Source organism: Devosia sp. YIM 151766, from assembly GCF_030285925.1.
Classification (GTDB): domain Bacteria; phylum Pseudomonadota; class Alphaproteobacteria; order Rhizobiales; family Devosiaceae; genus Devosia.
Window position 1 is genome coordinate 2,192,956 of record NZ_CP127251.1, and the last position, 26,445, is coordinate 2,219,400.

18 protein-coding genes are annotated in these 26,445 nt (G+C 65.0%); 9 read left to right on the forward strand and 9 right to left on the reverse strand.

From position 1 onward, the window contains the following. Nucleotides 1-10: 10 nt before the first annotated feature. From sucC to O9Z70_RS10800, 5 genes are all read right to left on the reverse strand, one after another. A complete protein-coding gene (gene sucC / locus O9Z70_RS10780; protein ID WP_286018823.1) occupies nucleotides 11-1,210 on the reverse strand; it encodes an ADP-forming succinate--CoA ligase subunit beta in 1,200 nt (399 codons plus the stop codon). Nucleotides 1,211-1,349: 139 nt separating this feature from the next. Further along, on the reverse strand, nucleotides 1,350-2,312 hold the full coding sequence (gene mdh / locus O9Z70_RS10785; RefSeq protein ID WP_286018824.1) for a malate dehydrogenase: 963 nt from the start codon (nucleotides 2,310-2,312) through the stop codon (nucleotides 1,350-1,352). A gap of 327 nt (nucleotides 2,313-2,639) precedes the next feature. After that, nucleotides 2,640-3,761 (reverse strand): cell division protein ZapE, encoded by a 1,122-nt coding sequence (zapE, locus tag O9Z70_RS10790; RefSeq protein ID WP_286018825.1) that lies wholly within the window; start codon nucleotides 3,759-3,761, stop codon nucleotides 2,640-2,642. Between the two features lie 245 nt (nucleotides 3,762-4,006). After that, the gene (locus O9Z70_RS10795) at nucleotides 4,007-4,597 is read right to left on the reverse strand and encodes an AprI/Inh family metalloprotease inhibitor (RefSeq protein WP_286018826.1); all 591 of its coding nucleotides are present in this window, start codon (nucleotides 4,595-4,597) and stop codon (nucleotides 4,007-4,009) included. Nucleotides 4,598-4,720: 123 nt separating this feature from the next. Further along, entirely contained in the window at nucleotides 4,721-4,954 is a 234-nt protein-coding gene (locus O9Z70_RS10800; RefSeq protein WP_286018827.1) for a hypothetical protein, read from the reverse strand. Between the two features lie 257 nt (nucleotides 4,955-5,211). On the opposite strand from O9Z70_RS10800, the gene O9Z70_RS10805 reads away from it, so the two are divergent. From O9Z70_RS10805 to O9Z70_RS10820, 4 genes are all read left to right on the forward strand, one after another. Continuing rightward, complete coding sequence (locus O9Z70_RS10805; RefSeq protein ID WP_286018828.1) at nucleotides 5,212-6,309, forward strand: microcin C ABC transporter permease YejB; 1,098 nt, start codon at nucleotides 5,212-5,214, stop codon at nucleotides 6,307-6,309. Between the two features lie 8 nt (nucleotides 6,310-6,317). Further along, nucleotides 6,318-7,424: an ABC transporter permease gene (locus tag O9Z70_RS10810; protein ID WP_286018829.1), complete on the forward strand. Its 1,107-nt coding sequence runs from the start codon at nucleotides 6,318-6,320 to the stop codon at nucleotides 7,422-7,424. After that, nucleotides 7,421-9,016, forward strand: a complete 1,596-nt coding sequence (locus tag O9Z70_RS10815) for an ABC transporter ATP-binding protein (protein ID WP_286018830.1) — start codon at nucleotides 7,421-7,423, stop codon at nucleotides 9,014-9,016. Before O9Z70_RS10810 ends, O9Z70_RS10815 begins: the two co-directional genes overlap by 4 nt. A 387-nt stretch (nucleotides 9,017-9,403) precedes the next feature. Next, the gene (locus O9Z70_RS10820) at nucleotides 9,404-11,272 is read left to right on the forward strand and encodes an extracellular solute-binding protein (RefSeq protein WP_286018831.1); all 1,869 of its coding nucleotides are present in this window, start codon (nucleotides 9,404-9,406) and stop codon (nucleotides 11,270-11,272) included. Between the two features lie 66 nt (nucleotides 11,273-11,338). Here O9Z70_RS10820 and O9Z70_RS10825 read toward each other — a convergent pair whose 3' ends face one another. Both O9Z70_RS10825 and O9Z70_RS10830 read right to left on the reverse strand, forming a co-directional pair. Beyond that, nucleotides 11,339-13,339: a MacB family efflux pump subunit gene (locus O9Z70_RS10825; protein ID WP_286018832.1), complete on the reverse strand. Its 2,001-nt coding sequence runs from the start codon at nucleotides 13,337-13,339 to the stop codon at nucleotides 11,339-11,341. Next, nucleotides 13,336-14,550, reverse strand: a complete 1,215-nt coding sequence (locus O9Z70_RS10830; protein ID WP_286018833.1) for an efflux RND transporter periplasmic adaptor subunit — start codon at nucleotides 14,548-14,550, stop codon at nucleotides 13,336-13,338. Before O9Z70_RS10830 ends, O9Z70_RS10825 begins: the two co-directional genes overlap by 4 nt. 160 nt (nucleotides 14,551-14,710) lie before the next feature. Here O9Z70_RS10830 and O9Z70_RS10835 point away from each other — a divergent pair, with 160 nt between their 5' ends. From O9Z70_RS10835 to O9Z70_RS10850, 4 genes are all read left to right on the forward strand, one after another. After that, complete coding sequence (locus O9Z70_RS10835; RefSeq protein ID WP_286018834.1) at nucleotides 14,711-15,487, forward strand: SDR family NAD(P)-dependent oxidoreductase; 777 nt, start codon at nucleotides 14,711-14,713, stop codon at nucleotides 15,485-15,487. A gap of 101 nt (nucleotides 15,488-15,588) precedes the next feature. After that, on the forward strand, nucleotides 15,589-16,758 hold the full coding sequence (fabV, locus tag O9Z70_RS10840) for an enoyl-ACP reductase FabV (protein WP_286018835.1): 1,170 nt from the start codon (nucleotides 15,589-15,591) through the stop codon (nucleotides 16,756-16,758). 319 nt (nucleotides 16,759-17,077) lie between these two features. Further along, nucleotides 17,078-18,943, forward strand: a complete 1,866-nt coding sequence (locus O9Z70_RS10845) for an autotransporter assembly complex protein TamA (RefSeq protein ID WP_286018836.1) — start codon at nucleotides 17,078-17,080, stop codon at nucleotides 18,941-18,943. Beyond that, entirely contained in the window at nucleotides 18,943-23,271 is a 4,329-nt protein-coding gene (locus O9Z70_RS10850; RefSeq protein WP_286018837.1) for a translocation/assembly module TamB domain-containing protein, read from the forward strand. Before O9Z70_RS10845 ends, O9Z70_RS10850 begins: the two co-directional genes overlap by 1 nt. Before the next feature lie 264 nt (nucleotides 23,272-23,535). On the opposite strand, the gene O9Z70_RS10855 is transcribed toward O9Z70_RS10850, so the two are convergent. Continuing rightward, nucleotides 23,536-24,534 (reverse strand): lysine-2,3-aminomutase-like protein, encoded by a 999-nt coding sequence (locus O9Z70_RS10855; RefSeq protein WP_502870125.1) that lies wholly within the window; start codon nucleotides 24,532-24,534, stop codon nucleotides 23,536-23,538. Nucleotides 24,535-24,680: 146 nt separating this feature from the next. Continuing rightward, nucleotides 24,681-25,730, reverse strand: coding sequence for an EF-P lysine aminoacylase EpmA (epmA, locus tag O9Z70_RS10860; protein WP_286018838.1), 1,050 nt, complete (start codon nucleotides 25,728-25,730; stop codon nucleotides 24,681-24,683). Between the two features lie 129 nt (nucleotides 25,731-25,859). Between epmA and efp the strand changes: the two genes are divergently transcribed. Further along, nucleotides 25,860-26,429 carry an elongation factor P gene (efp, locus tag O9Z70_RS10865; protein ID WP_286018839.1) on the forward strand — a complete coding sequence of 190 codons (570 nt, stop codon included), beginning with the start codon at nucleotides 25,860-25,862 and terminating at the stop codon, nucleotides 26,427-26,429. Nucleotides 26,430-26,445: the final 16 nt, after the last annotated feature.

Here is a 26,445-nt window from a genome sequence, read left to right on the forward strand (position 1 = left end):
CAGGTGGGGCTCAGGCGGCCTTGCCGACGGCGGCGACGATCTTTTGCGCAGCGTCGTCAAGATCGTCGGCGGAGATGACGTCGAGACCCGAATTGTCGAGGATTTCCTTGCCTTCCTTGACGCGGGTGCCTTCGAGGCGAACCACCAGCGGCACTTCGAGGCCGACTTCCTTGACCGCCGCGATGACGCCCTCGGCAATGACATCGCAGCGCATGATGCCGCCGAAGATGTTGACGAGAATGCCCTTCACGGCCGGATCGGCGGTGATGATCTTGAAGGCCGCGGTGACCTTCTCCTTGGACGCGCCGCCGCCCACATCGAGGAAATTGGCCGGCTCGGCGCCATAGAGCTTGATGATGTCCATGGTGGACATGGCCAGGCCCGCGCCATTGACCATGCAGCCGATATTGCCGTCCAGCGCCACATAGGCGAGGTCGAACTTGGAGGCTTCGATTTCCTTGGCGTCTTCCTCGCTGAGATCGCGCAGGGGCTTGAGTTCCTCATGGCGGAACGCGGCATTGCCGTCGAAGCTGACCTTGGCGTCGAGGACGCGCAGGCGGCCGTCCTGCATGACGATCAGCGGGTTCACCTCGAGCAGGCTCATGTCCTTTTCGGTGAACGCCTTGTAGAGGATCGGGAACAGACTCTTGCCATCCTCGGCGGCGGCGCCGTCAAGCTCGAGGGCCGTGTTGATCCTGGCGATATCGGCATCGGTGACGCCCGTGTCGGGATCGATGGCGACGGTGATGATCTTTTCAGGCGTCGCCTCGGCCACCGCCTCGATATCCATGCCGCCTTCGGTGGAGACCACGAAGGAGACGCGGCTCGACGCGCGGTCGACCAGAAGCGAGCAATAAAGCTCGCGGGCAATGTCGGCGCCGTCCTCGATATAAAGGCGGTTGACCTGCTTGCCGGCCTCGCCGGTCTGCTTGGTCACCAGCGTATTGCCCAGCATTTCGCGGGCATTGGCCACCACCTCATCGACCGATTTGGCCAGCCGCACCCCACCCTTGGAATCGGGACCCAATTCCTTGAACTTGCCCTTGCCGCGACCGCCGGCATGGATCTGGCTCTTGACCACATAAAGCGGTCCGGGCAGCGATTTCGCCGCCGCCTCCGCCTCGTCGGCGGCGAAGATGGCCACGCCGGCAGCGACGGGCGCGCCGTAGGATTTCAGCAGCTCTTTGGCCTGATGTTCATGGATGTTCATGTCTGTTTCCCCTGGATGGGTATCTCGTCGCGATCACCGGGCCTCAACCCCCACCGCGTCATTCCCGCGCCAGCGGAAATCTCACTTCGGCGCTCCACACGGAAATCCCGCTGGCGCGGGGATGACGCCGTGTTTGTGGTCACGCCAGCTTCGGCGCGATCTTCTTGCAGGCCTCGATCAGCCCTTCGACCGCCGCGACCGACTTGTCGAAGGCCTTCTGCTCGGCGGAATTGAGCGCGATCTCGACGACCTTTTCAGCCCCGGCGGCGCCGATGATCACCGGCACGCCGACATAGGTGCCCTTGACGCCATATTCGCCACCCAGTTGCACGGCGCAAGGCAGGACGCGCTTCTTGTCGCGGAGATAGGATTCGGCCATGGCGATGGCCGAGGCGGCGGGCGCGTAGAAGGCCGAGCCGGTCTTGAGCAGGCCGACGATCTCGGCGCCGCCGTCGCGGGTGCGCTGAATGATCTGCTCGAGCTTGTCCTTGCTCATCCAGCCCATCTTGACCAGGTCGGTGAGCGGAATGCCGGCCACGGTGGAATAGCGGGCCAGCGGCACCATGGTGTCGCCATGGCCGCCCAGCACGAAGGCATTGACGTCCTGGATGGAGACGCCCAGCTCTTCGGCGATGAAGTGGCAGAAGCGCGAGGAATCCAGCACGCCGGCCATGCCGATCACCTTGTTGGCGGGCAGGCCGGAGAATTTCTGCAGCGCCCAGACCATGGCGTCGAGCGGATTGGTGATGCAGATGACGAAGGCGTCCTTGGCATATTTGGCAATGCCGGCGCCCACCTGCTCCATGACCTTGAGATTGATTTCCAAAAGGTCATCGCGGCTCATGCCCGGCTTGCGCGGCACCCCGGCGGTGACGATCACCACGTGGGCGCCTTCGATATCCTTGTATTCGGACGTGCCCTTGAGCGAGACGTCGAAGCCCTGGGTAGTAGCCGACTGGGCGATATCGAGCGCCTTGCCCGCTCCCACGCCATCGACCACGTCGAACATCACGACGTCACCCAGTTCCTTCTGCGCCGCCAGCAGGGCCAGCGTCCCGCCGATCTGTCCCGCACCGATAAGGGCAATCTTCTTGCGCGCCATAAGCCTTCATCCCGACTGCGTTGAATTGGCGCAGTTCTTAACCCCAGCGGCATGGCCCGGCAAGTGAACCGTTCGTCGTAAGGCGGAAATGGGCCATGCTCATGGGCGAAGGGGGTATGCTTTTTGGGCAAAGAGCCCCTCACCCGTCTCGCCCTGCGGGCGATCCACCCTCTCCCCGAGGGGGAGAGGAATAAGAGATCCGCAGCGATCTGTTCTTCTCCCCCTCGGAGAGCAGGTGGCGCGAATTTGCCTATGGCTCGGCCCCGCCATTCGAGCGTAGCTCTCATGGCCTTCTCACCTAAATTCGCTCCACCGGAGCGAATTTGCCTATGGCTCGGCTCGAAGACCCTTGGCCAGATAGTCTTCCGACTGCATCTCGGCGAGGCGGGACAGGGTGCGCTGGAATTCGAAGGCGGTCTTGTCGTCGGCGCCCAATTGCTCCAGCGGCACGGCGAAGCTGGCAGCGAGCTTGACGCCCCGGTCGTAAAGCGAATCGATGAGCAGGATGAAGCGCTTGGCCGCGTCGGATTTCGTCCGGTCCATCTGCGGGACATTGTCGATGACCAGCGAGTCGAATTGATGGGCGATGCGCACGAAGTCGCGGGTGCCCAGCGGCGTCTCGCAGAGATCGGCAAAGTCGAACCGCGCCGCCCCCATGGCCATGAGGGGCACGAGAATCTGGCGGCCGATGCTCTCGACCGCCCCCGGAGTCCCCTGCTCTCCCCCGGTGATGCGCAGCCACATACGGTCCATCGCCGCCTCGACCTCCGGGCCGCTGCCAAAGGCATAGACCTGTTGGCCGGCAAATTTCAGCCGCCGGTAATCCTGCTCGGAGGGCAGCGAGGCCACCACAGTTTTTTCCTGCAACAGGGCGATGAAGGGCAGGAAGAGCTGGCGGTTGAGACCGTCCTTGTAGAGCCCGTCCGGCGCCATGTTGGAGGTGGCGACCAGCGTTACCCCACCAGCGAAGAGCTTGCCGAACAGCCGGTCGAGCAACATCGCATTGGCGATGTCGTGAACGTGGAATTCATCGAGGCAGAGCAGGCGCAGGCCGGATTTGAGGATGGGCTTCACCACCGCCTCGATCGGATCGGCATTGTCGTCCTTGCCCCTGGCCGATTGGCGGAAGGCGGCAATGCCATTATGGACCTCATCCATGAATTCATGGAAATGCAGCCGCCGCTTTTCCCTGAACGGAACCGCAGCAAAGAACAGGTCCATCAGCATGGTCTTGCCGCGGCCGACCTCGCCATGAAGGTAGAGGCCACGGACCGCGCGGTTTTTCTCGAACAGTCCGAACAGGCGCTTCGGCTTTGCGGCAAGCAGATCCTGGAGCACACGGTCGAGCTCGCCCGCCGCATCGCGCTGCGCCGGATCGGCGGTCAGCGCCGCCCGGGCGACCAGATCGTCATAGGCGGCGCGGACGGCAGCGGAGGGAGAAGAAGACATGAAAGAAATTACCACCGGGTCATTCCCGCGAAAGCGGGAATCCTGCTGATCGACATGCAAAACAGAGGCCCCCGCTTTCGCGGGGGTGACACCGTGCTTGCATAGAGCGCAGCGCGTTAAGGGGTCAAGCCTGGAGGGGAGCGATCGAGCGGAGAACAAGACCGGTCCTGCCAGATCGCAAGAACCCTCGCGTCAGGCGCGAGGGTGCCGATTGGTGGCGGCCCCAAAGAAATGGGGCATCCGGCTTATCGCGACATCGAGACGGCCTGACCGCCGCCCATCGTGCCGATATAGCGGCCGCCGGAGGGGGCGAGGAAGGCGGCGATATTGCCGTTGTCATCATAGAGCTGGAGCTGGCTGCCCACCTGCTGCCAGCCGGTGACCGAGGCGATCTGCGGCACGGTGCAGCCGGGGGCCGAGGCCCGGTAATAATTGGTGCCGGTCTTGGCGGTGAGCGGCAGGTTGAGCCGGCAGGACTGGCCGGCGGCGGCCACGTCCCAGGCCCCTTCGGGGCCGACGGAAATGCCGGTGGACATCGGCTGGTCGAGCGAGACGATGGAGCCGGCGCCCGTGCCGGCCACCTGGGTTCCGCCGGCAATCTGCCCGCCCAGGACCGGCTGCCCGGAAAGACCCGGCGCCGGAGTGCCGGTGGCGCCGATCGGCGGCAGACTGTTCTGCTGCACGTTCGAAGGCTGCACCGGCTGAAGCTGTTGCGGCTGGCCAACCACATTGAGGTTGGCGGTATTGGTCCGGCTGCTCGGCGAACACGCCGCCAGCACAAGGGCAATGGCCGCCAGTCCCGCCACGGATGTAAAGCTGTGCTTCCAATCCTGCATCGATCACTCCTGCCGCAAAGGCTTAATGCATTTTAACACTTGTGGCGGCTTATATCTCAAAGCGGCCATTCGGTTCAATCGCCCAACCCGCATCGTCCCCGGTCTCACACTATTATGGCCGATTTACGGGGCGGGCTGGCCCATATCCTTAAGCAATTCGGCCGCAAGCAGCGCGGCGTCTTCCGCCTCGTCTTCCGGCACTTCCAGTATAAACCCGTCAGCGCCGATAAGGTTCGGCACCCCCGGCAATCCGCCCTCGCGCGGTTCGAGCGGATGAAAGCCATGGGCGCGCAGGGCGACCAGCAGGACGCGGGCCTGCGACTGGCCTTTCACCTGGGCGATGGGGGTGAAGCGCATGAAATTGCCTTTTGTTCGGACCGGCGGGAAGGCGATCTTACCCGCGCCTGCATTGCGGCGAAAGCGGGAATGACCCGCCGGGCTCGCGTTTCGTCCCGGGCGCCGGATGCCGTCCAAGCCCCTGAAGCCACAAGGCGATTGCCAAGCCGTCATCGAAATGGTGCATTGGCGCCGAGATTTCACCGCAGGGTGATTTGCCTGCCGCGCTGGCGGCGGCACAATGAGGACCACAACCCGCTGGATCGGCCGGAGCAGCAATGGGCGCCTACATTATCCGCCGTCTCTTGCTGATGATCCCGACCGTGTTCGGCATCATGGCGATCTCCTTCCTGATCACCCAATTCGCTCCGGGCGGGCCGGTGGAGCAGGCCCTGGCCAACCTGTCCGGGCAGAATGTCGGCATTGCCGAACGCATTACCGGCAGCGAGGCGGGCGATTTCGCCGGCCAGCCCGGACAGGGCGGCACGACATCGGGCTATCGCGGCAGCCAGGGCCTGTCGCCGGAACTGGTGGCGCGGATCGAAAAGCAGTTCGGCTTCGACAAGCCGCCGCTGGAACGCTTCTTCGCCATGATCGGCAATTACCTGCGCTTCGATTTCGGCCAGAGCTATTACCGCGACATTTCGGTGATCGACCTGGTGCTGGAAAAGATGCCGGTCTCGATCTCGCTGGGCCTGTGGATGACGCTGATCGCCTATGGCGTTTCCATCCCGCTGGGCATCGCCAAGGCCATGCGCGACGGCTCGCGCTTCGACGTCTGGACCTCGACCGTCATCATCGTCGGCTATGCCGTGCCCGGCTTCCTCATCGCCATCGCGCTGGTGGTGCTGTTCGCCGGCGGCTCGTTCTGGTCGATCTTCCCGCTGCGAGGCCTGACCTCGCCGGGCTTCGACGGCTTTCCCTGGTATCGGCAGGTGCTCGATTATGCCTGGCATCTGGTACTGCCGGTCATCGCCATGGGCCTGGGCGCCTTCGCCACCGCCACCCTGTTGACCAAGAATTCCTTTCTCGACGAGATCGGCAAGCAATATGTGACCACGGCCCGCGCCAAGGGGCTGACCGAGCGCCAGGTGCTTTACGGCCATGTGTTCCGCAATGCGATGATGCTGATCATCGCCGGATTTCCCGGCGCCTTTATCGGCGTGTTCTTCGGCGGCTCGCTGCTGATCGAGACCATTTTCTCGCTCGACGGGCTCGGCCTGCTGGGCTTCCAATCGGTGGTCACCCGCGACTATCCGGTGGTCTTTGCCACGCTCTATATCTTCTCGCTGCTCGGACTGGTCATCGGGCTGGTCTCGGACCTGGCCTATATGTGGGTCGATCCGCGGCTCGACTTCGAAAGCCGCGACGTATGAGCGAGGTCATGGCCCCAGCGGCGCGGCTCTCGCCGCTCAACCAGCGGCGGCTGGCCAATTTCAAGGCCAATCGCCGCGGCTGGTGGAGCTTCTGGATCTTCCTCGTCCTGTTCATCCTGACGCTGGGCGCCGAATTTATCGCCAATGACCGCCCGATCCTGGTCTCCTACAAGGGCGAATTGCTGCTGCCGGCTTTGGTGGATTATCCCGAATCCAGGTTCGGCGGCTTCTTCGCCACCACCAATTTCCGCGACCCCTTCATCGCCGAGGAAATCGAGGCCCATGGCTGGATGCTCTGGCCGCCGGTGCGCTTCTCCTATGGCACGGTGGATACCTATATCGCCTTTCCCGGCGCCAATCCGCCCAGCTGGTTGCTGACCCGCGAGCAATTGTGCCAGCGCTACCCGCTGGGGATGGAGGATTCCAATTGCGTGCCGGGCAATTTCCATGTCCTGGGCACCGACGATCGTGGCCGCGACGTGCTGGCGCGGCTGATCTATGGCTTCCGCATCTCCATCCTGTTCGGGCTGATGCTGACCCTGGCCTCCTCGGTCATCGGCGTGGCGGCCGGGGCGATGCAGGGCTATTTCGGCGGCTGGCTCGACCTCATCGCCCAGCGCCTCATCGAAATCTGGACCTCGGTGCCCTCGCTCTACCTGCTCCTGATCATCTCCTCGGTCATCGCCCCAAGCTTCTGGGTCCTGCTCGGCATATTGCTGCTGTTTTCCTGGGTGACGCTGGTGGGCATCGTGCGCGCCGAATTCCTGCGGGCCCGCAATTTCGAATATGTCAACGCCGCCCGGGCGCTCGGCGTCGCCAACGGCACCATCATGTGGCGGCACCTCTTGCCCAATGCCATGGTGGCGACGCTGACCTTCATGCCCTTCATCCTGTCCGGCTCGGTGGCCACCCTCACCTCGCTGGATTTTCTCGGCTTCGGCCTGCCGCCGGGCTCGCCCTCGCTTGGCGAATTGCTGGCCCAGGGCAAGAACAATTTGCAGGCGCCGTGGCTGGGGCTGACCGGCTTCTTCACCATCGCCCTGCTGATGACGCTGCTGGTCTTTGTCGGCGAAGCGGTGCGCGATGCCTTCGACCCGCGAAAGACCTTCCGATGAGCGCCCTGCTCGCCGTCCGCGACCTCGATATCCGTTTCGGCGCCTTCGCGGCGGCCAGCAAGGTGGCGTTCGACATCGCCCCGGGCGAAACGCTGGCGCTGGTGGGCGAAAGCGGCTCGGGCAAGTCGGTGACGGCGCTTTCGGTGCTCAAGCTGCTGCCGCCCTCCGCCAGCCTTTCCGGCTCCATTCGCTTCGCCGGGCAGGAACTGGTCGGCGCCTCCGACGCCGCCCTGCGTGCCGTGCGCGGCAATCAGGTCGGCATGATCTTCCAGGAGCCGATGTCGTCGCTCAATCCGGTGCAGACGATCGGCCGGCAAGTGGCCGAAATCCTGGCGGTGCATCAGGGCATGCGGGCCAATGCGGCGCGCCGCCGCGTCGTGGAATTGCTCGCGGCTGTCGGCCTGCCCGACCCGCAGAACCGGCTCGAGGATTATCCGCACCAGCTGTCCGGCGGGCAGCGCCAGCGGGTGATGATCGCCATGGCCCTGGCCAACGATCCGAAACTGCTGATCGCCGACGAGCCGACCACGGCGCTCGACGTGACGGTGCAGGCCCAGATTCTCGCCCTGCTCAAGAAGCTGCAACGACAGAACGGCATGGCCATGCTGTTCATCACCCATGATCTCTCCATCGTCCGGCGCATTGCCGACCGCGTCTGCGTGATGAATGGCGGCGAAATCGTCGAGACCGGGCCGGTGGCCGACATTTTCGCCAATCCGCAGCACGCCTATACCAGGCACCTGCTGGCCACCGAGCCGCGCGGCGAGCCGCTGGCCCCTGCCCCCGGCGCCGCCAATGTCGTGGAAGCCAGCGACCTCAAAGTGTGGTTCCCGATCAAGCGCGGCCTGTTCCGCCGCACCGTCGGGCATATCCGCGCCGTCGATGGCGTCGACCTGGCCATAGCAAGGGGCGAGACGCTGGGCGTGGTGGGCGAAAGCGGCTCGGGCAAGTCCTCGCTGGGCTATGCGCTATTGCGGCTGATCCCCTCGCGAGGGCGCATAATCGTGCTCGGACAATCGGTCGACAGAAGCTCCTGGCGGGCGCTGCGGCCGCTGCGCAAGCATATGCAGATCGTGTTCCAGGACCCGTTCGGCTCGCTCAGCCCGCGCCTGTCGGTGAACCAGATCGTCGAGGAAGGGCTGCTGGTCCACATGCCGCGCCTCGGCGCCGCCGAGCGCGCCGCCAAGGTGGCGGCGGCCCTGCGCGAAGTCGGCCTCGATCCGGCCCATGCCAGCCGCTATCCGCACGAATTTTCCGGCGGCCAGCGCCAGCGCATCGCCATTGCCCGCGCGCTGGTGCTGGAACCCGATCTCGTGGTGTTGGACGAACCGACCTCGGCGCTGGATGTCTCCATTCAGGCCCAGGTCATCGACCTGCTGCGCGATGTGCAGCACAGGCGCAATCTGAGCTATCTGTTTATCAGCCACGATCTCAAGGTCGTGCGCGCCCTCGCCCATCGCCTGATCGTCATGCGTGATGGCAAAGTGGTGGAACAGGGACTTGCCGCCGACATCTTCGCCGCGCCGCGCGAGGATTATACCCGCCAATTGCTGGCCGCTGCTTTCGACCTGGCCGCCCCGGGAAGCGGCTGAAGCGGCGGCGCCACAGGGCTTGGAAGGTGCCCGATTTTCTCGCAGACGCCGGCGCTCCCCCAATCCCGGATCGTCACCCTCGTGCTCGACACGAGGGCTCTTGCGGTGCCGGTAACGCGCTCGCGTCAAGCGCGAGGGTGACGCGCGGGAGGGAAGCCCATTTCGCGCGCTACTGTCATCTTTTTCTCGGTGTCACCCCCGCGAAAGCGGGGGCCTCACTTGGGCAACGGGGGACCCCGCTTTCGCGGGGATGACGCGATGGTAAGAGCCGCGACCCATGGTTCGACGAGCTCATCAAGAGGTCTATGGGGAGGAGCGAACATCACCGCTTCCGTGACCAGCTGAAAGGCTCTAACCTCTACCCGACCAAAGAAGCGGAACCGCGACATGACGCTCTCGACCAAGCTGACATCCCTGACCCTGGCCGGCCTCGCCGCCGTCTTCATGGCCGCTCCGGCCATGGCGCAAACCCCGACCGGACAATGGAGCAATTCCTTCACGCTGGAGGGCGAGGCGAAATATGGGCTGGATTACAGCCATTTCGACTATGTCAATGTCGACGCGCCCAAGGGCGGCACGGTGCGGCTGGGGGATCTGGGCGGCTTCGACACCTTCAATCCCATTCTGCCCAAGGGCGAAACGGCGGGCGGCATCGGCCTCGTCTATGAAACGCTGCTGACGCCATCGGCGGACGAACTCAACACCTATTACGGGCTTGTGGCCGAGGCGCTGCAGATCGCGCCCGATTTCAGCGCGGTGACCTTCCGCATCGATCCCGATGCCCGCTGGCACGATGGCGAGCCGGTGACGGCCGAGGATGTGGTGTGGAGCTTCAACAAGCTCATCGAGGTCAATCCCGACCGCACCCAATATTACGCCAATATCACCTCAGCCGAGGTGACGGCGCCAGGCGAGGTGACCTTCGGTTTCGATCAGACCGACAACCGCGAATTGCCGCTGATCCTGGGGCAATTGCATGTGCTGCCGCAGCATTGGTGGGAAGGCGAGGACGCCAATGGCAAGCCGCGCAATATCGCCGAATCGACGCTGGAGCCGCCCATGGGCTCGGGGCCTTATCATCTCGCCAGCTTCGATCCCGGCCGCACCATCACCTATGAACGGGTCGAGGATTATTGGGGCGAAGACCACCCCACCAATGTGGGCCAGAACAATTTCGACACCTACAAAATCGAATATTTCCTCGACCTGACGGTGATGTTCGAGGCCTTCAAGGGCGACCAGTTCGACTGGTGGAGCGAGAACCAGGCCAGCCGCTGGGCCACCGCCTACGATTTCCCGGCGGTAACGGATGGCCGCATCATCAAGGAATTGTTCCCCCAGGATTATGCCAGTTCCGGGCTGATGGTCGGCTTCATCATGAACCTGCGGCGCGACAAGTTCGCCGATCCGCTGGTGCGCGAGGCGCTCAATTATGCCTTCGATTTCGAGGAATTGAGCAATACCATGTTCTATGGGCAATATGAGCGCATCGACAGCTTCTTCTTCGGCCTGCCGTTCAAGTCTTCCGGCCTGCCCGAGGGCGAGGAGCTGGAGGTGCTCGAAAGCGTCCGCGACCTGGTGCCGGAAACGGTATTCACCACGCCCTATGTCAATCCGGTCAGCGGCGATCCCGCCGCGCTCCGCGCCAATCTGCGCACCGCGCTCGACCTCTTCACCCAGGCCGGCTACCGGCTGGAGGGCAATCGCCTGCTCGGCGCCGACGGAACGCCGTTCACCCTCGAAATCCTGCTCAACGGCCCCACTATCGAGCCGGTGGCGCAGAACCTGGTCACCAATCTCGCCCAGATCGGCGTGGTGGCGAATATCCGCACCGTCGACAGCCCGCAATTCATCAACCGCGCCCGCAGCTTCGATTACGACATGATCTATAATGGCTGGGTGCAATCCTATTCGCCGGGCAATGAGCAGCGCTTCTTCTTCGGCTCCTCCACCGCCGAGCAGCAGGGCGCGCAGAATTATGCCGGCCTGGCCGATCCGGGTGTCGATGCGCTGATCGAGAAACTGATCGTCGCCGATGACCGGGAAACGCAGGAAGCGGTGACCAAGGCGCTGGACCGGGTGGTGCTGGCCCACCATTTCGTCATCCCCAGCTATACCCTGCGCATGCTCCGCGCCGCCCGCTGGGACCGTTTCAGCCGGCCCGAGGAATTGCCGGAATTCTCGTCCGGCTTCCCGGCGCTGTGGTGGTGGGACCCGGACAAGGCGGCGCGCACCGGGGGAGCGACGGGACAATAGGGCGTTTCCAGCAAAAGTGGCTGTCGCTTTTGCGGGACAAGCTCCACCGGCGAGAGAACGAGCCCCCTATTCCCGCGCCAGCGCCTCGACCGGATCGAGCCGCGCCGCCGAGCGGGCCGGCATGAAGCCGAAGACCACGCCGATCAGGCTGGCCGAGAAAATGGCCAGGACGATCGATTCGGTCGAATAGGCCAGCCGCGCCCCCGGCACGATGGCGGTGAGCCCGTAGCCCAGGGCGAAGCTCAGCGCCACGCCTGCCGCCCCGCCGGCAAAGCACACCAGCACCGCCTCGATGAGGAATTGCCGCATGATGTCGCTGCGCCGCGCGCCCACCGCCATGCGGATGCCGATCTCCTTGGTGCGCTCGCTGACCGAGACCAGCATGATATTCATCACCCCGATGCCGCCCACCACCAGCGAGATGATGGCGATGGTGGAAATCAGCACGGCCAGCGTCGCCGAGGTGGATTGAATGGTCTCGCGGATCGTATCGGTGTTCTGCAGGAAGAAATCCTGGGTGCCGCCATGCAATTGCACCATCAGCGCGGTGATCGCCGCTTCCGCCTCGCTGGTATCGTAATCGTCGGCGATGCGCACGGTGATCTGGCTGAGATAGGACTGGCCCAGAACCCGGCTCATCGCCGAAGTATAGGGCATATAGACATTGGCATTGTTGCCGCCCGGCCCGAAACCGCTGCTGGTCGCCACCACGCCGATGACCCGGACCGGCACATTGCTCAGCATGATCACCTCGCCGATCGGGTCCTGCCCGTCGGTGAAGATGGCATCGACCGCGTTCTGGTCGATGACCGCTTCCTGCGCCTGGGCGTCGATGCTCTCCGGGGTGAAGCCGGAGCCGGCGGTGAAGCTGCGGCCATTGACCTGGAAATAGTCGACGCCGACGCCGGTGATCGAGGCATTGGAGGCGGTATTGCGATAGCGCGCCGTGGCACTGGCGGAGACCTGCGGGGTGACGCTGTCGGCATAGGGCTCCTCGGCCAGCGCCTCGGCGTCGGACGGCTTGAGGGTGCGGACCCGGCCCGAGCGCATATCGCCGAAGCCGGAGCCGGGATAGACGTTGATCGTATTGGTGCCGATGGAGGAAATATTCTCCAGCACCGCCTGCTGGCTGCCCTGCCCCAAAGCCACCACCGCCACCACCGAGGCAATGCCGATAATGATGCCCAGCATGGTCAGGAAGGTGCGCAGCTTGTGGGCGCCCATGGCGCGCAGGGCCATGTTCAGCGCTTCGCCCATGCGGTCGAAGCCGCGGCGCCATGAGGCGGCCTGCTTGACGCTGACCGGGGCCTTCACCGCTTGGGTGGATTCGGTATTCATCCGGTCGGCGATGATTTCGCCATCGGAAATCTCGATGACGCGCTCCGCCTGCGCGGCGATCAGCGGGTCATGGGTCACGAGGATGATGGTGTGGCCATCGGCGTGCAGCTCGCGCAGCAGCGCCATCAATTCCTTGCCGGAGCGCGAATCCAGCGCCCCGGTCGGCTCGTCCGCCAGAATGACCTCGCCGCCATTCATCAGCGCCCGCGCCACGCTGACCCGCTGCTGCTGGCCGCCTGACAGGGCATTGGGGCGATGGTCGAGCCGGTCGCCCAGCCCTAGCCGGGTCAAGAGCGCAATCGCCCGCTCCCGCCGCGCCGCCGGCACCACGCCGGCATAGACGGCGGGCACTTCGACATTCTCGACCGCATCGAGATCGGGCAGCAATTGATAGCGCTGGAAGATGAAGCCGAAATGCTCGCGCCGCAAAGCCGCCAGCTCGTCGGCGTCGAGCGTGCCGACATCCTTGCCGGCAAATTCGTACACTCCCTCGCTGGCCCGGTCGAGGCATCCCAGGATGTTCATCAGGGTCGATTTGCCCGAGCCCGACTGGCCGATAATGGCCACCATCTCGCCGCGATGGATATCGAGATCCACCGCCTTGAGGATGTCGACGCTCTCCCCGCCGGCCTGGAACCGCCGCACCAGCCCGCGAATGGCAATGATCGGCGCGCTGGCCGGCCGGGCCGGCGCGGCACTGTCGGAGCGGATCGGTGCGGCCTGGTTCATCCGCCCATTCCGCGCATCATCATGCCGCCGCCACCGCGTCCCCCGCCGAAACCGCCGCCGCCGGGAGCGCCCGGGCCGCCGGTCAATTGCGCCCCGGTGCTGTTGACCACCAGGTCGCCCTCGCTGAGGCCGGATTTGATTTCGGCGGAAATATTGTTGTTGAGGCCGATCTCGACCCGCGCCTGGCGCATTTCCTCGGTCTGTTCGTCATAGACCATGACCATGGCGCCACCATCCGGCCCGCGCCGCGACACCAGCGCCGATGGCAGGGTCAGCACATTGCGCGCTTCATCGAGCACGATGGTCACCGAGGCGGTCATGGAAATGCGCAGCCTGTGTTCGGGATTGGGCACGTCGAACAGGCCGTTATAATAGACGGCATTGCCCGAGGCGGCGGTGTCGCTGGCGATCGAGGTCGGCGCCGGCTCGACCTCGCGCAGCGTCGCCTCGATCTGGTTGTTCGGTTCGCCCAGAATGGTGAAATAGACCCGCTGGCCCGGCGAGACCTTGACCACATCGGCCTCGGAGATTTCGGCGCGGATCACCATGGTGTCGAGATTGGCGATCTTGGCGACGGTGGGCGTCGCCGAATTGGCGTTCAGCGTCTGGCCTTCATCGACCAGCAAAGCCACCACGGTGCCATCGGTGGGCGCCACGATCTGCGTACGCGAGAGATTGAGCCGCGCCGATTCGACCGTCAGCTCGGCCTGGGCGATCTGCGCGTCGAGCTGATCGATCTGCGCCTGTGCCTGCTCGACGGCCAATTGCGCCGCTTCCAGGTCGGTCTGCGAGATCAGGCTATTGGCGCTCAATTGCTGCTGTCGCGACAGGGTGGATTGCGCCTTGGCCAGATTGGCTTCCTGATTGCGCTTCTGGGCCTGGATGCCGGCCAAAGCCGCTTCGGCGGATTTGACGGCATTCACCTGATTGAGGCTGTCGATTTCCACCAGCAGGTCGCCCCGCTTGACGTCGTCGCCCAGCGCCACATGCACCCCATTGATGGTGCCGGACACTTCGGCGCCGACGCTGACCAGCGCGCTGGCCTCCAATACGCCCGAGGCCAGCACGGTGGTTTCGATATCCCCCAGGCCTACCGACACCGTATTGGGCACGGTCCTGGCCTGGGTCTGGCCATAGAAATACCACCAGCCGGCAGCCGCGCCGGCGCCCAGCACCGCCAGGATAATCAGAAATCTGCCAAATCGCTTCACAAACCTACCTCGAACGGAATTCCACGGCCAAACTACTCCCTTGGCCCCCGAAATTCACGTTAGCTGTCGTTAGGGCGGATTAAACTTTGGAAAGGTTGACGGAAGCGAAGCCAGCGGTCCACCCTGTTCTCACTCTTATGATCACCCCGCAGGACCTATCATGTACCAGCTGCTCGATCCCAGCCGCTTCATCGTCTTCATCACCGGCGCCACGTCCGGGTTCGGCGCCGCCGCCGCGCGCCGCTATGTCGCCGCCGGCGGCAAGGTGATCGCGACGGGTCGCCGCGAGGATCGCCTGCTGGAGCTGCGCGACGAGCTGGGCCACGACAATTGCCATGTCATTCCGCTCGATGTGCGCGACCGCGCCGCCATGCAGGCGGCCATCGCCGCCATCCCCGCGCCCTTCGACGCCATCAATATCGTGCTCGCCAATGCCGGGCTGGCGCTGGGCCTGCAACCGGCGGCCGAGACCGATCTCGACGATTGGCAGACCATGATCGACACCAATGTTTCGGGCCTGGTCTATACGGTGCGCCTGCTATTGCCCGGCATGATCGCCCGCGGCGGCGGCCATGTGGTGACCCTAGGCTCGGTGGCCGGCGAATTCGCCTATCCCGGCGGCTCGGTCTATGCCGCCACCAAGGCTTTCGTGAAGCATTTCGCCCTCGCCATCCGCTCCGACCTGCAAGGCAAGAAGGTGCGCGTCACCAATATCGAGCCGGGCCTGACCGAAACCGAATTCTCGCTGGTCCGCTTCAAGGGCGACGAGGGCAAGGCCGGTAATGTCTATGCCGATGCCAAGGCGATGACTGCCGAGGATATCGCCGAATCCATCTTCTGGGCGACCACGCTGCCCGAACATGTGAACGTCAACAAGATCCAGTTGATGGCGACGACCCAGGCCATCGGTCCCTTCGACATCTATCGCGGCGAATAGGCCCGAACCGCTATCGGTCCGGCGGGTAAAAGCGCACGCGGCGGCTGGAACTTGCCGGCCAATGCCGCTATTGGCTTCTCTCAAGTCGAGGAGAAAATCCCATGATTATCGAGCCCAAGATTCGCGGCTTCATTTGCACCACCGCCCATCCCACTGGCTGCGCCACCAATGTGCAGCGCCAGATCGATCATGTGGCGATCAAGGGGCCCATTGCTTCGGAGAGGAAGCGGGTCCTGGTGCTTGGCTGCTCGACCGGCTATGGCCTCGCCTCGCGCATCGTCACCACTTTCGGCAGCGATGCGGACACGATCGGGGTCTCCTTCGAGCGCGAGCCGGGCGAGACCAAGCCCGCCTCGGCCGGCTGGTACAATAACCGCGCCTTCGAAAACCGCGCTCGCGCCGCCGGCCGCAAGGCCGTCACCATCGAGGGCGACGCGTTCTCCGACGCGGTCAAGGCCGAGACGATTGCCGCCATCAAGGCCGAGCTCGGCCAGGTCGATCTCGTGGTCTATTCGCTGGCCTCCCCGGTCCGCACCGATCCCAAGGACGGCGTCACCTATCGCTCGGCGATCAAGCCCTATGGCAGCCAGGTGACCTCCAAGACGCTCAATACCGCGACCGGCGAAGTCTCTGAAATCACCGTCGAACCGGCGACCGAAGAAGAAGCCGCCGCCACCGTCAAGGTGATGGGCGGCGAGGATTGGGAACTCTGGATCAAGGCCCTGGCCGATGCCGGCGTGCTGGCCGACGGCTTCCAGACGCTCAATTACACCTATCTGGGCAGCGAATTGACCTGGCCCATCTATCACAAGGGCACGCTGGGCAAGGCCAAGGCCGATCTCGACCGCGCCGCCGCCGCCATCCGCGCCGCCCATGGCGATCACGCCGCCCATGTCGTGGCGCTCAAGGCCGTGGTGACCCAGGCCAGCTCCGCCATCCCCGTCGTGCCGCTCTATGGCACGCTGCTGATCAAGGTCGAGGACGAAATGGGCCTTGGCGAAGGCCCCATCCACCAGATCGACCGCCTGTTCCGCGACAAACTCCAGGGCGAGCTCAAGCTCGATGCGGAAAACCGCATCCGCGTCGACGATTGGGAATTGTCCGCGCCGATGCAGGCCGAGCTGACCCGACGCTGGGGCGAACTCACCACCGAAACCCTGCCCGCGCTGGCCGACCTGCCGAAATATCGCGAGGAATTCCTGAAGCTCTTCGGCTTCGGGGTCGGCGGCGTCGATTACGGCAAGGATGTGGACCCGAGAGTGGTCGAATAGTCCATTCGTCCTGCGGGCAGCGTCCCGCACGGGAGAATAGGTAGAGGCAAATCCGTTGCCCATCCGCCACGATCCGCCCGCCAAATCGGAACAAATTTGGCTTCAAGGGTAGTGCTGCCGGCCTGTCGGCCCTAAACTCGCCACGAAATCTTCGCCATTTGGGCGGATGCAGGTGGGGCCGGGGAAGGCTTAACGGAATCTTTCCGCCCATGCGGCAATGATCGGCTTCGGCCCTATATTGGTTGAAGCGTAAATGGGCGGGAATAGACCACTGCAAAGTGCGCGTCTGGTAACGAGTTTTGGCGCCTTGTGCATCGCGATGGCGAGTTTTGCCCTCGCGCCGCCGCTGCATGCCTTCGAACTCTTCGGCATCAAATTCTTCGAGGATCAGGCTGACCGCGACGCGGAAGCGGTGATCGTCGACCCTCAGCCCTATAATGTCACCTTCACCGCCAGCGAAGGCGGTTCGGTGGAAACGGCCCTGCGCAATGCTTCGGCATTGCTCGCCGATCAGGACGAGCCCGCATCGGGGGCCGCCGGGCTGATCGCCAAGGCCAGGGGCGATTATCGCCGCCTGCTCGCCGCGCTCTATGGCGAAGGCCATTATGGCGGCTCGATCAGCATCCGCATCGGTGGGGTCGAAGCGGCCAATCTGCCGCCCGATACCAACCTGCCCGATCCGGTGGACGTCACTATCGCCGTCACCGCCGGGCCGCTGTTCCGCTTCGCAAATGTCAATATCGTCAACCAGGCGCCGCCGACCTCCGATCGTGGCGATCAGGTCGACCTGCCGGTGATGCGCGGTTTCGGAGCCGGGGAAATTGCCCGCTCGGCGGTGATCGCCAGGGCCGAGCAATTGGCGCTCGAAGCCTGGCGGCAACTGGGCTATGCCAAGGCTGAAATCGTCTCGCGCGATGTCATCGCCGACCATGCCACCAACAGCGTCGATGCGACCATCGTGGTCAATCCCGGCCGCCATGCGGCCTTCGGGCCGGTGACGGTCTCAGGCACGCGGGACATGAATCCGGAATTCGTCGCCCAGCAGACCGGCCTGGTCGTGGGCCAGGAATATGACCCCGACGATGTTCGCCGCGCCCAGAAGCGGCTGGACCGGCTGGAAGTGTTCCGTTCGGCCCGGTTCGAGGCGGCCCAGTCCATCGGCGCCGATGGCCTCCTGCCCTATGAATTGCTGGTCGAGGAATTGCCCGGCCGCCGCTTCGGCCTCGGCGCCACCTATTCCACGATCGACGGGCTGGGCCTCGAAGGCTATCATTTGTGGCGCAACCTGTTCGGGCAGGCCGAACGGCTGCGGCTCGATGCGCGCATTGCCAGCATTGCCTGGCCGATCGACACGGCGCAGTTCGACTATTTTGCCGGCGGCACCTTCACCAAGCCGGGCTTCTATCATCCCGACGTCGACCTGGTGGCTGCCGTTTCGGCCGAGCGCACCATCTATCCGACCTATACCGAAACCTCGGCTGCCGGCCGCCTCGGCCTCTCCTGGTTCTTCTCGGACGAAGTGACCTTCGAGGGCGGCGCGACCTTCAAGCGCGCCCGGTTCGATGACGATTTCGGCACCCGCGACTTCGCCACGGCCGGCATCTATGCCGGGGTGATCTTCGACGGGCGCGACAGCTCGGTCGATCCCACCGAGGGCTGGTACGCGGCCGCCAATGTCGAGCCCTATTACGATTTCATCTATGGCAATACCGGCCTGCGCGTCGAGGCCGAGGGGCGCACCTATTTCGGCTTCGGCGAGGACGATCCCTTCGTGCTGGCCGGCCGGCTCAAGGCCGGCGCCCTGCTCGGGCCGGAACTCAGCGAAATTCCGCCCGACAAGCTGTTCTTTGCCGGTGGCGGCGGCTCGGTGCGCGGCTATGCTTTCAAGTCCATCGGCGTCGATGACGGCTCGGGCACTGTAACCGGCGGGCGCTATCTGCTCGAAGCCTCGCTGGAGGCGCGGGCCAAGGTCACCGAAGATATCGGCGTCGTCGGCTTCGTCGATGGCGGCTATGTGGCCGCCGACGTCTTCCCCGGCCTCGAGGACCTGCGCCTCGGCGCCGGCCTCGGCATTCGCTATTATACGGGCTTCGGCCCGCTGCGGCTGGATGTGGCCGTGCCGCTCAACAAGCGGCCGGGCGATGCGGATTATGCCATCTATGCCGGTATCGGACAGGCTTTCTGATGCGTCGCCCTTCCCGCAAGACCCTGTTGCTCGCCGCCCTCCTGCTGGTCCCCGCCGCCGTGCCGGTGGCGCTGGTGGCGCAGGACCTGAACAATGAAGAGCAGAAGGACTGGCTGACCAGTTTCGTCGAAGGCCAGTTGTCGACGCCCGAGCGGCAGATTCGCCTCTCCAATATCGACGGCATTCTCGGCTCGGACGTTTCCATCCGCGAAATCACCATTTCCGATGCCGAGGGCGTGTGGCTGCGCGTCAGCAATGCCAGCCTCAACTGGAACCAGGCCGCCCTGTTCACCGGGCGGCTGGACGTGCGCTCGCTCACCGCCGAATCCGTGGATTATATCCGCAATGCCGTGCCCGTCGAAGGCGCGGTGGACCTGCCGCCGCCCGAAGCCGGCGCGTTCGAAATCCCCGAATTTCCCGTCGCCATCCAGCTGGGCGAATTGTCGGTGCCCAGCGTCACCTTCGGCGAAAGCGTGTTCGGCCTGGGCTCGGAAATCTCGCTTTCCGGCTCGATGTCGCTGGAAGGCGGCAATCTCGATGCGGTGCTCGATATCGAGCGTCTCGACGGTCCGGGCGGCAATCTGGACCTCGACGTCTCCTATCGGCGCGAGGGCAATGCTATCGATCTGAGCCTGGCGCTGGTCGAGCCGCCCAATGGCGTGATGGCCAATCTGCTCAATATCGACGGCCGCCCGGCCATGACCCTGACGCTGGAAGGCGCGGGGCCGGTGGCCGACCTGACGGCGGAGATGCGCCTGCTCGCCGATGAGCGCGAGGCCCTGGCCGGCACGGCCCGGATCGCCCAGCAGCCGGACGGCTTTGCCATTGCCGCCGATCTGGGCGGGCCGCTGTCGACGCTGATGGCCGCGCCCTATCGTCCCTTTTTCGGCGCCGACACCCGGCTGACCGCCAATGCGCTGCTGCGCGATGGCGGCGGCATCGAGATTTCCAATCTCACGCTCAGCGGCGGGCAATTGGCGCTCTCGGCCAATGCCACGACCACGGCGGACAATTTCCTCTCGCGGCTCGAGCTTTCCGCCCAGATCGCCGATCCAGCGGGCGGCCTGGTCACCCTGCCGGTGGCCGGCAGCGCCACGCGCCTGCAAGCGGCGCAGCTTACGGTGCAGTTCGGCGCCGGGGCGAGCGAGGAATGGCATGCCGGGCTCGATATCGACGGCTTCACCACCGCTGGCTTTGCGGCGCAGAGCTTCGGCCTCGCCATCGGCGGGGTGGCCAGCAATCTCGACGATCCGGCCAACCGCATGGTCACCTTCAATGGCGATGGGACCCTCTCCGGCATCAGCGCCGATCCGGGCATCGAGGCTGCCCTGGGCGATAGCGTCGGGCTGGGCCTGGCCGGGCTGTGGAATGCGGGCGAGCCCATCCAGCTTGCCGAATTCCGCGTCGTCGGCGAGGCGCTGACCGCCGGCCTGTCGGGCCTCATCGACGGCACCGATTTCGATGGCCGCATCGGAATCGAAACCGGCAATATCGCGCCGTTTTCCGCTCTGGCGGGCCGCTCGCTCGCCGGGGCGCTGACCCTGGCCGCCAATGGCCGCATCATGCCGGTCAGCGGCGGCTTCGACCTGGTTTTCGATGGCATCGGCACCGATCTCAGCGTCGATGATCCGACCGTCGACGCGCTGCTCGAGGGCGATGTCACCCTGTCCGGCCGCCTGGCGCGGACGACGGCCGGCATCACCGCCGATGACTTCTCCATCGCCAATGAACAGGTGCAGTTCCGGGCCGATGGCAGCTATGCCAGCGCGGTTTCGGATTTCAACATCGCGCTCGATCTCCGCGATCTCGGCCTGCTTTCGGACGAGGCGAGCGGAGCCCTGACCGTACGCGGCTCAGCCCGCTCCGAGGCCGCCGAAGCGCCGCTCATGCTGTTGCTCGACGCCGAGGTGCCCAGCGGCACGCTGAGCGGTCGCGATCTGCGGGACGCCAAGGTCGGCGTCGCCGCCAGCCTGCTCGACGGCAGCATTGCCGGCGATGTCACCGGCCTCGCCATGCTCGACGGATATCGGGCGACGCTCAACACGCATTTTACAGCCGACGACGCGCAACAGGCGCTGTCCGGCATCGGTCTCGAAATCGCCGGGACCCGCATTTCCGGCGAGGTGACGCGCGCGGTGGAAACCGGCCTGCTGCAAGGCCGGCTGGATGTCGCTGCCCCCGATATATCGCTGGCGGCGGCGCTGCTGCTGGCCGATGCCTCCGGCACGCTCAATGCCGCCGTCGAGCTCACGCCGCAAAATGGCCGGCAGGGCGCCGGCATCACTGCCAATGCGGCCAATCTCGTCATCAACGATATCAGCGTCGGCCGCGCCGATATTTCCGCCGGGCTTGCCGATCTTTTCGGCGTTCCCGTAATCGATGGTACGGCCACGGCCAGCAATGTGCTGGCCGGCGGCGTCAGCGTCACCAGCCTCGCGGCCCGCGCCAGCCAGAACGGCAATGTGACCAGCTTTGATGCGCAGGCCTCGCTGGCCACCGGCACGGATGTCGACATTGCCGGCTCGCTGAGCCCGGTGGAAAATGGCTATCGGCTGGCGCTCGACCGGGCCGATCTGGTGCAGGGCGATCTCTCGGCGCGCCTCGCCAGCCCCACCGCGCTCGCCGTCAGCGGCGATAGCGTGGCGCTCGACGCCGTCCGCTTCAATGTCGGCTCAGGCAGCATCACCGCCAGCGGCACGGCGGGCAATGTCCTCGACATGGTGGTCGATATTTCCGAGCTGCCATTATCCATCGCCAATGCCATTGCGCCCGATCTGGGGCTGTCGGGCATCGTCAATGGACGCGCCACGCTGTCCGGCGCCGCCGCCGATCCGCAGGTGCGCTTCGAGGCGCGGGCCAGCGGCATCGGCGCCAGCGCCATCGCGCCGTTCGGCATTGCGCCGCTCGCCGTTGCGGCCAGCGGCTCCTATGCGGGCGGGGCCGTTACCCTCGATACGCTGACGGCCAATGGCAATGGCGGCCTGTCCGTCACCGGCTCGGGCCGCGTGCCGCTCGATGGGCCGGGCCTGGCGCTGTCGCTCAATGGCTCGGCGCCGCTGGCGCTGGCCAATCAATTCGTGGCCGAGCGCGGCGCGCAGCTTTCGGGCACGGTGAGTTTCGACGCCAATATCGGCGGCGCCCTGTCCAACCCGCAATTTTCCGGCACCGTCTCGACCAGCGGCGCCGGCTATATCGACCCCGAGCTCAATCTGCGCCTGACCGATATTGCCGGCCGCGTGGCGCTGAGCGGCACCAATGCCAATGTTGAAAGCCTGTCGGCCAATCTGGCGACCGGCGGCAGCCTCTCGGCCTCCGGCACGATCGGCCTCGGCGACGGCTTCCCCGCCAATCTGTCGCTCAGCATCAATTCGGCGCGCTATGCCGATGGCGATATTTTCGTCGCCACCCTGTCCGGCGGGCTGACGCTGACCGGCAATCTGACCGGCTCGCCATTGCTGGCAGGCAATGTGCTGGTCGAGCAGGCCAATATCACCGTGCCGGAAAGCCTGGGCGGCGGCGCCCAGCTCATCGATGTACAGCATGCCCGCACGCCGGCCCCGGTACAGCAGACGCTCGACCGTGCCCGCATCAATGAGCGTACCGGCATGTCGACCGGCGGCAGCGGTCCCAACCTCCTGCTCGACATCAATGTCGATGCCCCCAACCAGATCTTCATCCGGGGCCGTGGGCTCGATGCGGAAGTGGGCGGTTCGGTGCGGCTGACCGGACCGGTCAGCGCCGTCCAGCCGGTCGGCGCCTTCTCGCTGACGCGGGGCCGGCTGGCCATTCTCGGCCAGCGCGTCATCTTCGAATCCGGCACCGTGACCCTGACCGGCGATCTCGACCCGCAGCTCAATTTCGTCGCCCGCACCGAGGGCGACGGCATCACCGTCTTCGTCATCGTCTCGGGCCGCGCCTCGGCGCCCGACATAACCTTCAGCTCCAATCCGAGCCTGCCGCAGGACGAGGTGCTGAGCCGGCTGATCTTCAACCGCTCCATGGGCGAACTCTCGCCGCTGCAATTGGCCCAGCTCGCCGCCGCGGCGGCCGAACTGGTCGGCGGCGGTGGCGGCGGCGGCCTGGTCGACAGCCTGCGCGGCGCGGCGGGCCTCGCCGATCTCGACATCGTCACCGACGATGAAGGCAATGTCGGCGTCCAGGCCGGCACCTATATCCAGGACAATGTCTATCTCGGCGTCACCGCCGGCGCCAATGGCCAGTCCCGGGTGACGATCAATCTCGACGTCACCGACGATCTGACCATCAAGGGCGCCGCCGGCCAGGACGGCAATTCCAGCATCGGCGTGTTCTACGAACGCGATTATTGAGGCGGCAGGCTGAGGAGCTTTTCACGGCTCCTTGCTCCTCTCCTCCCGACACCCCTTGGAGCTCATGTGAGCCGGCTGAGCATGTCGAAGGCGGCCACTGGGTCTCCGACCTCGTCCTTCGACAAGCTCAGGATGAGGTCTATGAGAGATGGCCTCCACCCATATCCGCTCGTCACCCTCGCGCTTGACGCAAGGGGGCTGTGTTGTGGGCGCTACCGCAAGAGCCCCCGCGTCGAGCGCGCGGGTAACGATCCGAGAGGGTGTCTACGAATACCCCGGCGGATACAGATGCTCGCCGCCCTGCCAGTCGCGGATGGTGAAGCAGCCATCGGTGCCGGCAATCGTGGCGGCGCCGATATCGGCCTTGCCGTGGCCGCCGGGAATATCGAGCACATAGGTGGGCTGGCACAGCCCGGACAGACGGCCGCGCAGCGCCGCCACCAATTGCTGGCCTTCCTCGATACCGAGGCGGAAATGGCCGGTGCCGGGCGCCAGGTCGGGATGGTGCAGATAATAGGGCTTGATGCGGTTTTCGACGAAGCCGCGCATCAGCGCCGCCAAGGTCTCGACATCGTCATTGACGCCCTTGAGCAGCACGCTCTGGCTGACCAGCGCCACGCCGCCATCGATCATTCGCGCAAAGGCCAGCTTCGCCGCCGGGGTAAGCTCGCGCGGATGGTTGGCATGGACGGCCAGATAGGTCACCTTGCCGCTGGCTGTCAGCGCCGCGACCATCTCGGCATCGATCCGCTCCGGCTCCACCACCGGCACCCGGGTGTGAAAGCGCACGATTTTGACATGGCCGATCCCGGCCAGCCTCTCCATGATCGCCCGCAGCCGGCGCGGCGACAGCACCAGCGGATCGCCGCCGGTGAGGATGACTTCCCAGATTTGCTCATGCGCCGCGATATAGGCGATGGCCGCCTCCAGCTCGGCCGGCGTCAGCGTACCCAGGCCCTGCGGCCCCACCATTTCCCGGCGGAAACAGAAACGGCAATAAACCGGACAGACATGCACCGCCTTGAGCAGCGCCCGGTCGGGATAGCGATGCACGATCCCTTCCACCGGCGAATGGGCCAGATCGCCGATCGGGTCGGCGCGTTCGTCGGGCGTGGTCGCCAATTCCTCGGGGGATGGCACGAATTGGCGGGCAATGGGGTCGTCGGGATCGCTGGCATCGATCAGCTCGAGCATGGCCGGCGTGATGCCGATGGCGTATTTTTTCGCAACGGCATCGAGAGCGGACTCTGAATCCGACCGCACCAAGCCGGCAGAGACAAGGCCATGGACTGACTTGACGGACCGCTCCCCCTCATCCGCCCTTCGGGCACCTTCTCCAGCGCCCCTCTCCCCTTGTGGGAGAGACTGGATCGGTTGCAGGCCGAGACGGGTGAGGGGTTTGGACACGCTCATTCGGCCACCGGCGCCCACAGCACCGCCTCGATCCGCTGGGCGCCGGTCGCCAGCATGACCAGCCGGTCGAAGCCCAGGGCCACCCCGCTCGCTTCCGGCATGAAGGCCAGTGCCGCCAGGAAATCCTCGTCTATCGGATAGCGCTCGCCATAAAGGCGCTGCTTCTCGGCCATTTCTGCCTCGAACCGCTGGCGCTGCTCCGCCGCATCGGTCAATTCGCCGAAGCCATTGGCCAGCTCCACGCCGGCGGCATAGATTTCGAAGCGCTCCGCCACCCGCCTGTCGCCCGGCACCCGCCGCGCCAAAGCCGCCTCGCAGGCCGGATAGCGGTCCAGCACCGTCACCCGCCCATTGCCCAATTGCGGCTCCACCCTGTCGACCAGGATCTGGGTGAACAGATAGCTCCAGCTCCGATCCTCTGGCACCGCCATGCCGGCCGCCTGCATCTGTGCCGCCAGAGCCTCGCCATCCGGCACCCCGTTATCGTCCATGCTCGCCAGCAGATCGATCCCGGCATGGGCCATGAAGGCCTCGGCGACGCTGATGCGCTCGGTTTCGGCGCGCGGATCGCATTCGCGGCCGCGGAAATGGAAGTTTTCGATGCCGGTAATTTCGGCCGCCAGCCGGATCAGCGCCAGGCTGTCGGCGATGACCGCCTCATAGGGCTCGTCGGCCCGGTAGAATTCGAGCATGGTGAATTCGGGATGGTGCAATGCGCTGCGCTCGCGATTGCGCCATACATGCTGCAGGCTGGCAATGCATTTTTCCCCCGCCGCCAGTAGTTTCTTCATGGTGAATTCCGGCGAGGTGTGCAGATACATGTCCTGCCCCCGCCCGTCATTGCCGATCATGCTGGTGCCGAAGGCATGCAGATGCGTCTCGTTGCCCGGCGAGCGCTGCAGGGCCGGCGGGTCGATGACGAGGAAGTCCCGCTCGGCCAGCCAATGGCGCGTGGCGGCGTCGATGCGCGCGCGCGCCAGCAGCGCCGGCCGGCGGTCGGCATGGCGTTCGGGATGCCAGAAGGGCGAGGTTGCGGATGCCGTCATGACGGGTTTCTTGCCGTGTGGTCTGGCGAAAAGGCACAGAATGGTTTATCGGGCGCTCGACAGGACATAGTGCGGCGCGCGGATGGCCTTGCCTCTAAACCGCGCCATCGATACGGACAAGGAAGAATTATGGTCAAGGTCATCGCCTCTTCGCTGCGGAAAGGCAATGTCGTCGAGCAGGACGGCAATCTGCACGTCATCCTCACCGCCGAAAACGTGCATCCCGGCAAGGGCAATTCGGTGACCAACGTCACCATGCGCCGCATTTCCGATGGCGTGAAGGTGGTCGGCCGCTGGCGCACCGTCGAAATGGTCGAAAAGGCCGATGTGGACGACCGCGAATATGATTATCTCTATTCCGACGGCGAAGGCCACCACTTCATGGAGCCGGAAACCTATGAGCAGCTCGTCGTCTCCGACGAGATCGTCGGCGACCAGAAGGCCTATCTGACCGATGGCATGAAGGTGCACCTGATGACCCATGAGGGCATCGCGCTTTCCATGGAATTGCCGCAGCGCCTGACCTTCGAGATCGTCGAGACCGAGCCGGTGGTCAAGGGTCAGACCGCCTCCTCGTCCTACAAGCCCGCCGTGCTCAATAACGGCCTGCGCGTCATGGTGCCTCCCCATATCGACACCGGCACCCGCATCGTCATCCTCACCGAAGACAATTCCTACGTCGAACGCGCCAAGGACTGAATTGCGCTCGCGCTTC

Bases quoted from the DNA above. Each gene is read 5' to 3' on its own strand.
- O9Z70_RS10850 (WP_286018837.1), top strand. From the start codon at position 18,943: ATGCGTCGCCCTTCCCGCAAGACCCTGTTGCTCGCCGCCCTCCTGCTG.
- O9Z70_RS10820 (WP_286018831.1), top strand. From the start codon at position 9,404: ATGACGCTCTCGACCAAGCTGACATCCCTGACCCTGGCCGGCCTCGCC.
- O9Z70_RS10805 (WP_286018828.1), top strand. From the start codon at position 5,212: ATGGGCGCCTACATTATCCGCCGTCTCTTGCTGATGATCCCGACCGTG.
- O9Z70_RS10795 (WP_286018826.1), bottom strand. From the start codon at position 4,597: ATGCAGGATTGGAAGCACAGCTTTACATCCGTGGCGGGACTGGCGGCC.
- fabV (WP_286018835.1), top strand. From the start codon at position 15,589: ATGATTATCGAGCCCAAGATTCGCGGCTTCATTTGCACCACCGCCCAT.
- O9Z70_RS10800 (WP_286018827.1), bottom strand. From the start codon at position 4,954: ATGCGCTTCACCCCCATCGCCCAGGTGAAAGGCCAGTCGCAGGCCCGC.
- mdh (WP_286018824.1), bottom strand. From the start codon at position 2,312: ATGGCGCGCAAGAAGATTGCCCTTATCGGTGCGGGACAGATCGGCGGG.
- efp (WP_286018839.1), top strand. From the start codon at position 25,860: ATGGTCAAGGTCATCGCCTCTTCGCTGCGGAAAGGCAATGTCGTCGAG.
- O9Z70_RS10810 (WP_286018829.1), top strand. From the start codon at position 6,318: ATGGCCCCAGCGGCGCGGCTCTCGCCGCTCAACCAGCGGCGGCTGGCC.
- sucC (WP_286018823.1), bottom strand. From the start codon at position 1,210: ATGAACATCCATGAACATCAGGCCAAAGAGCTGCTGAAATCCTACGGC.
- epmA (WP_286018838.1), bottom strand. From the start codon at position 25,730: ATGACGGCATCCGCAACCTCGCCCTTCTGGCATCCCGAACGCCATGCC.
- O9Z70_RS10835 (WP_286018834.1), top strand. From the start codon at position 14,711: ATGTACCAGCTGCTCGATCCCAGCCGCTTCATCGTCTTCATCACCGGC.
- O9Z70_RS10825 (WP_286018832.1), bottom strand. From the start codon at position 13,339: ATGAACCAGGCCGCACCGATCCGCTCCGACAGTGCCGCGCCGGCCCGG.
- O9Z70_RS10815 (WP_286018830.1), top strand. From the start codon at position 7,421: ATGAGCGCCCTGCTCGCCGTCCGCGACCTCGATATCCGTTTCGGCGCC.
- O9Z70_RS10845 (WP_286018836.1), top strand. From the start codon at position 17,078: ATGGCGAGTTTTGCCCTCGCGCCGCCGCTGCATGCCTTCGAACTCTTC.
- zapE (WP_286018825.1), bottom strand. From the start codon at position 3,761: ATGTCTTCTTCTCCCTCCGCTGCCGTCCGCGCCGCCTATGACGATCTG.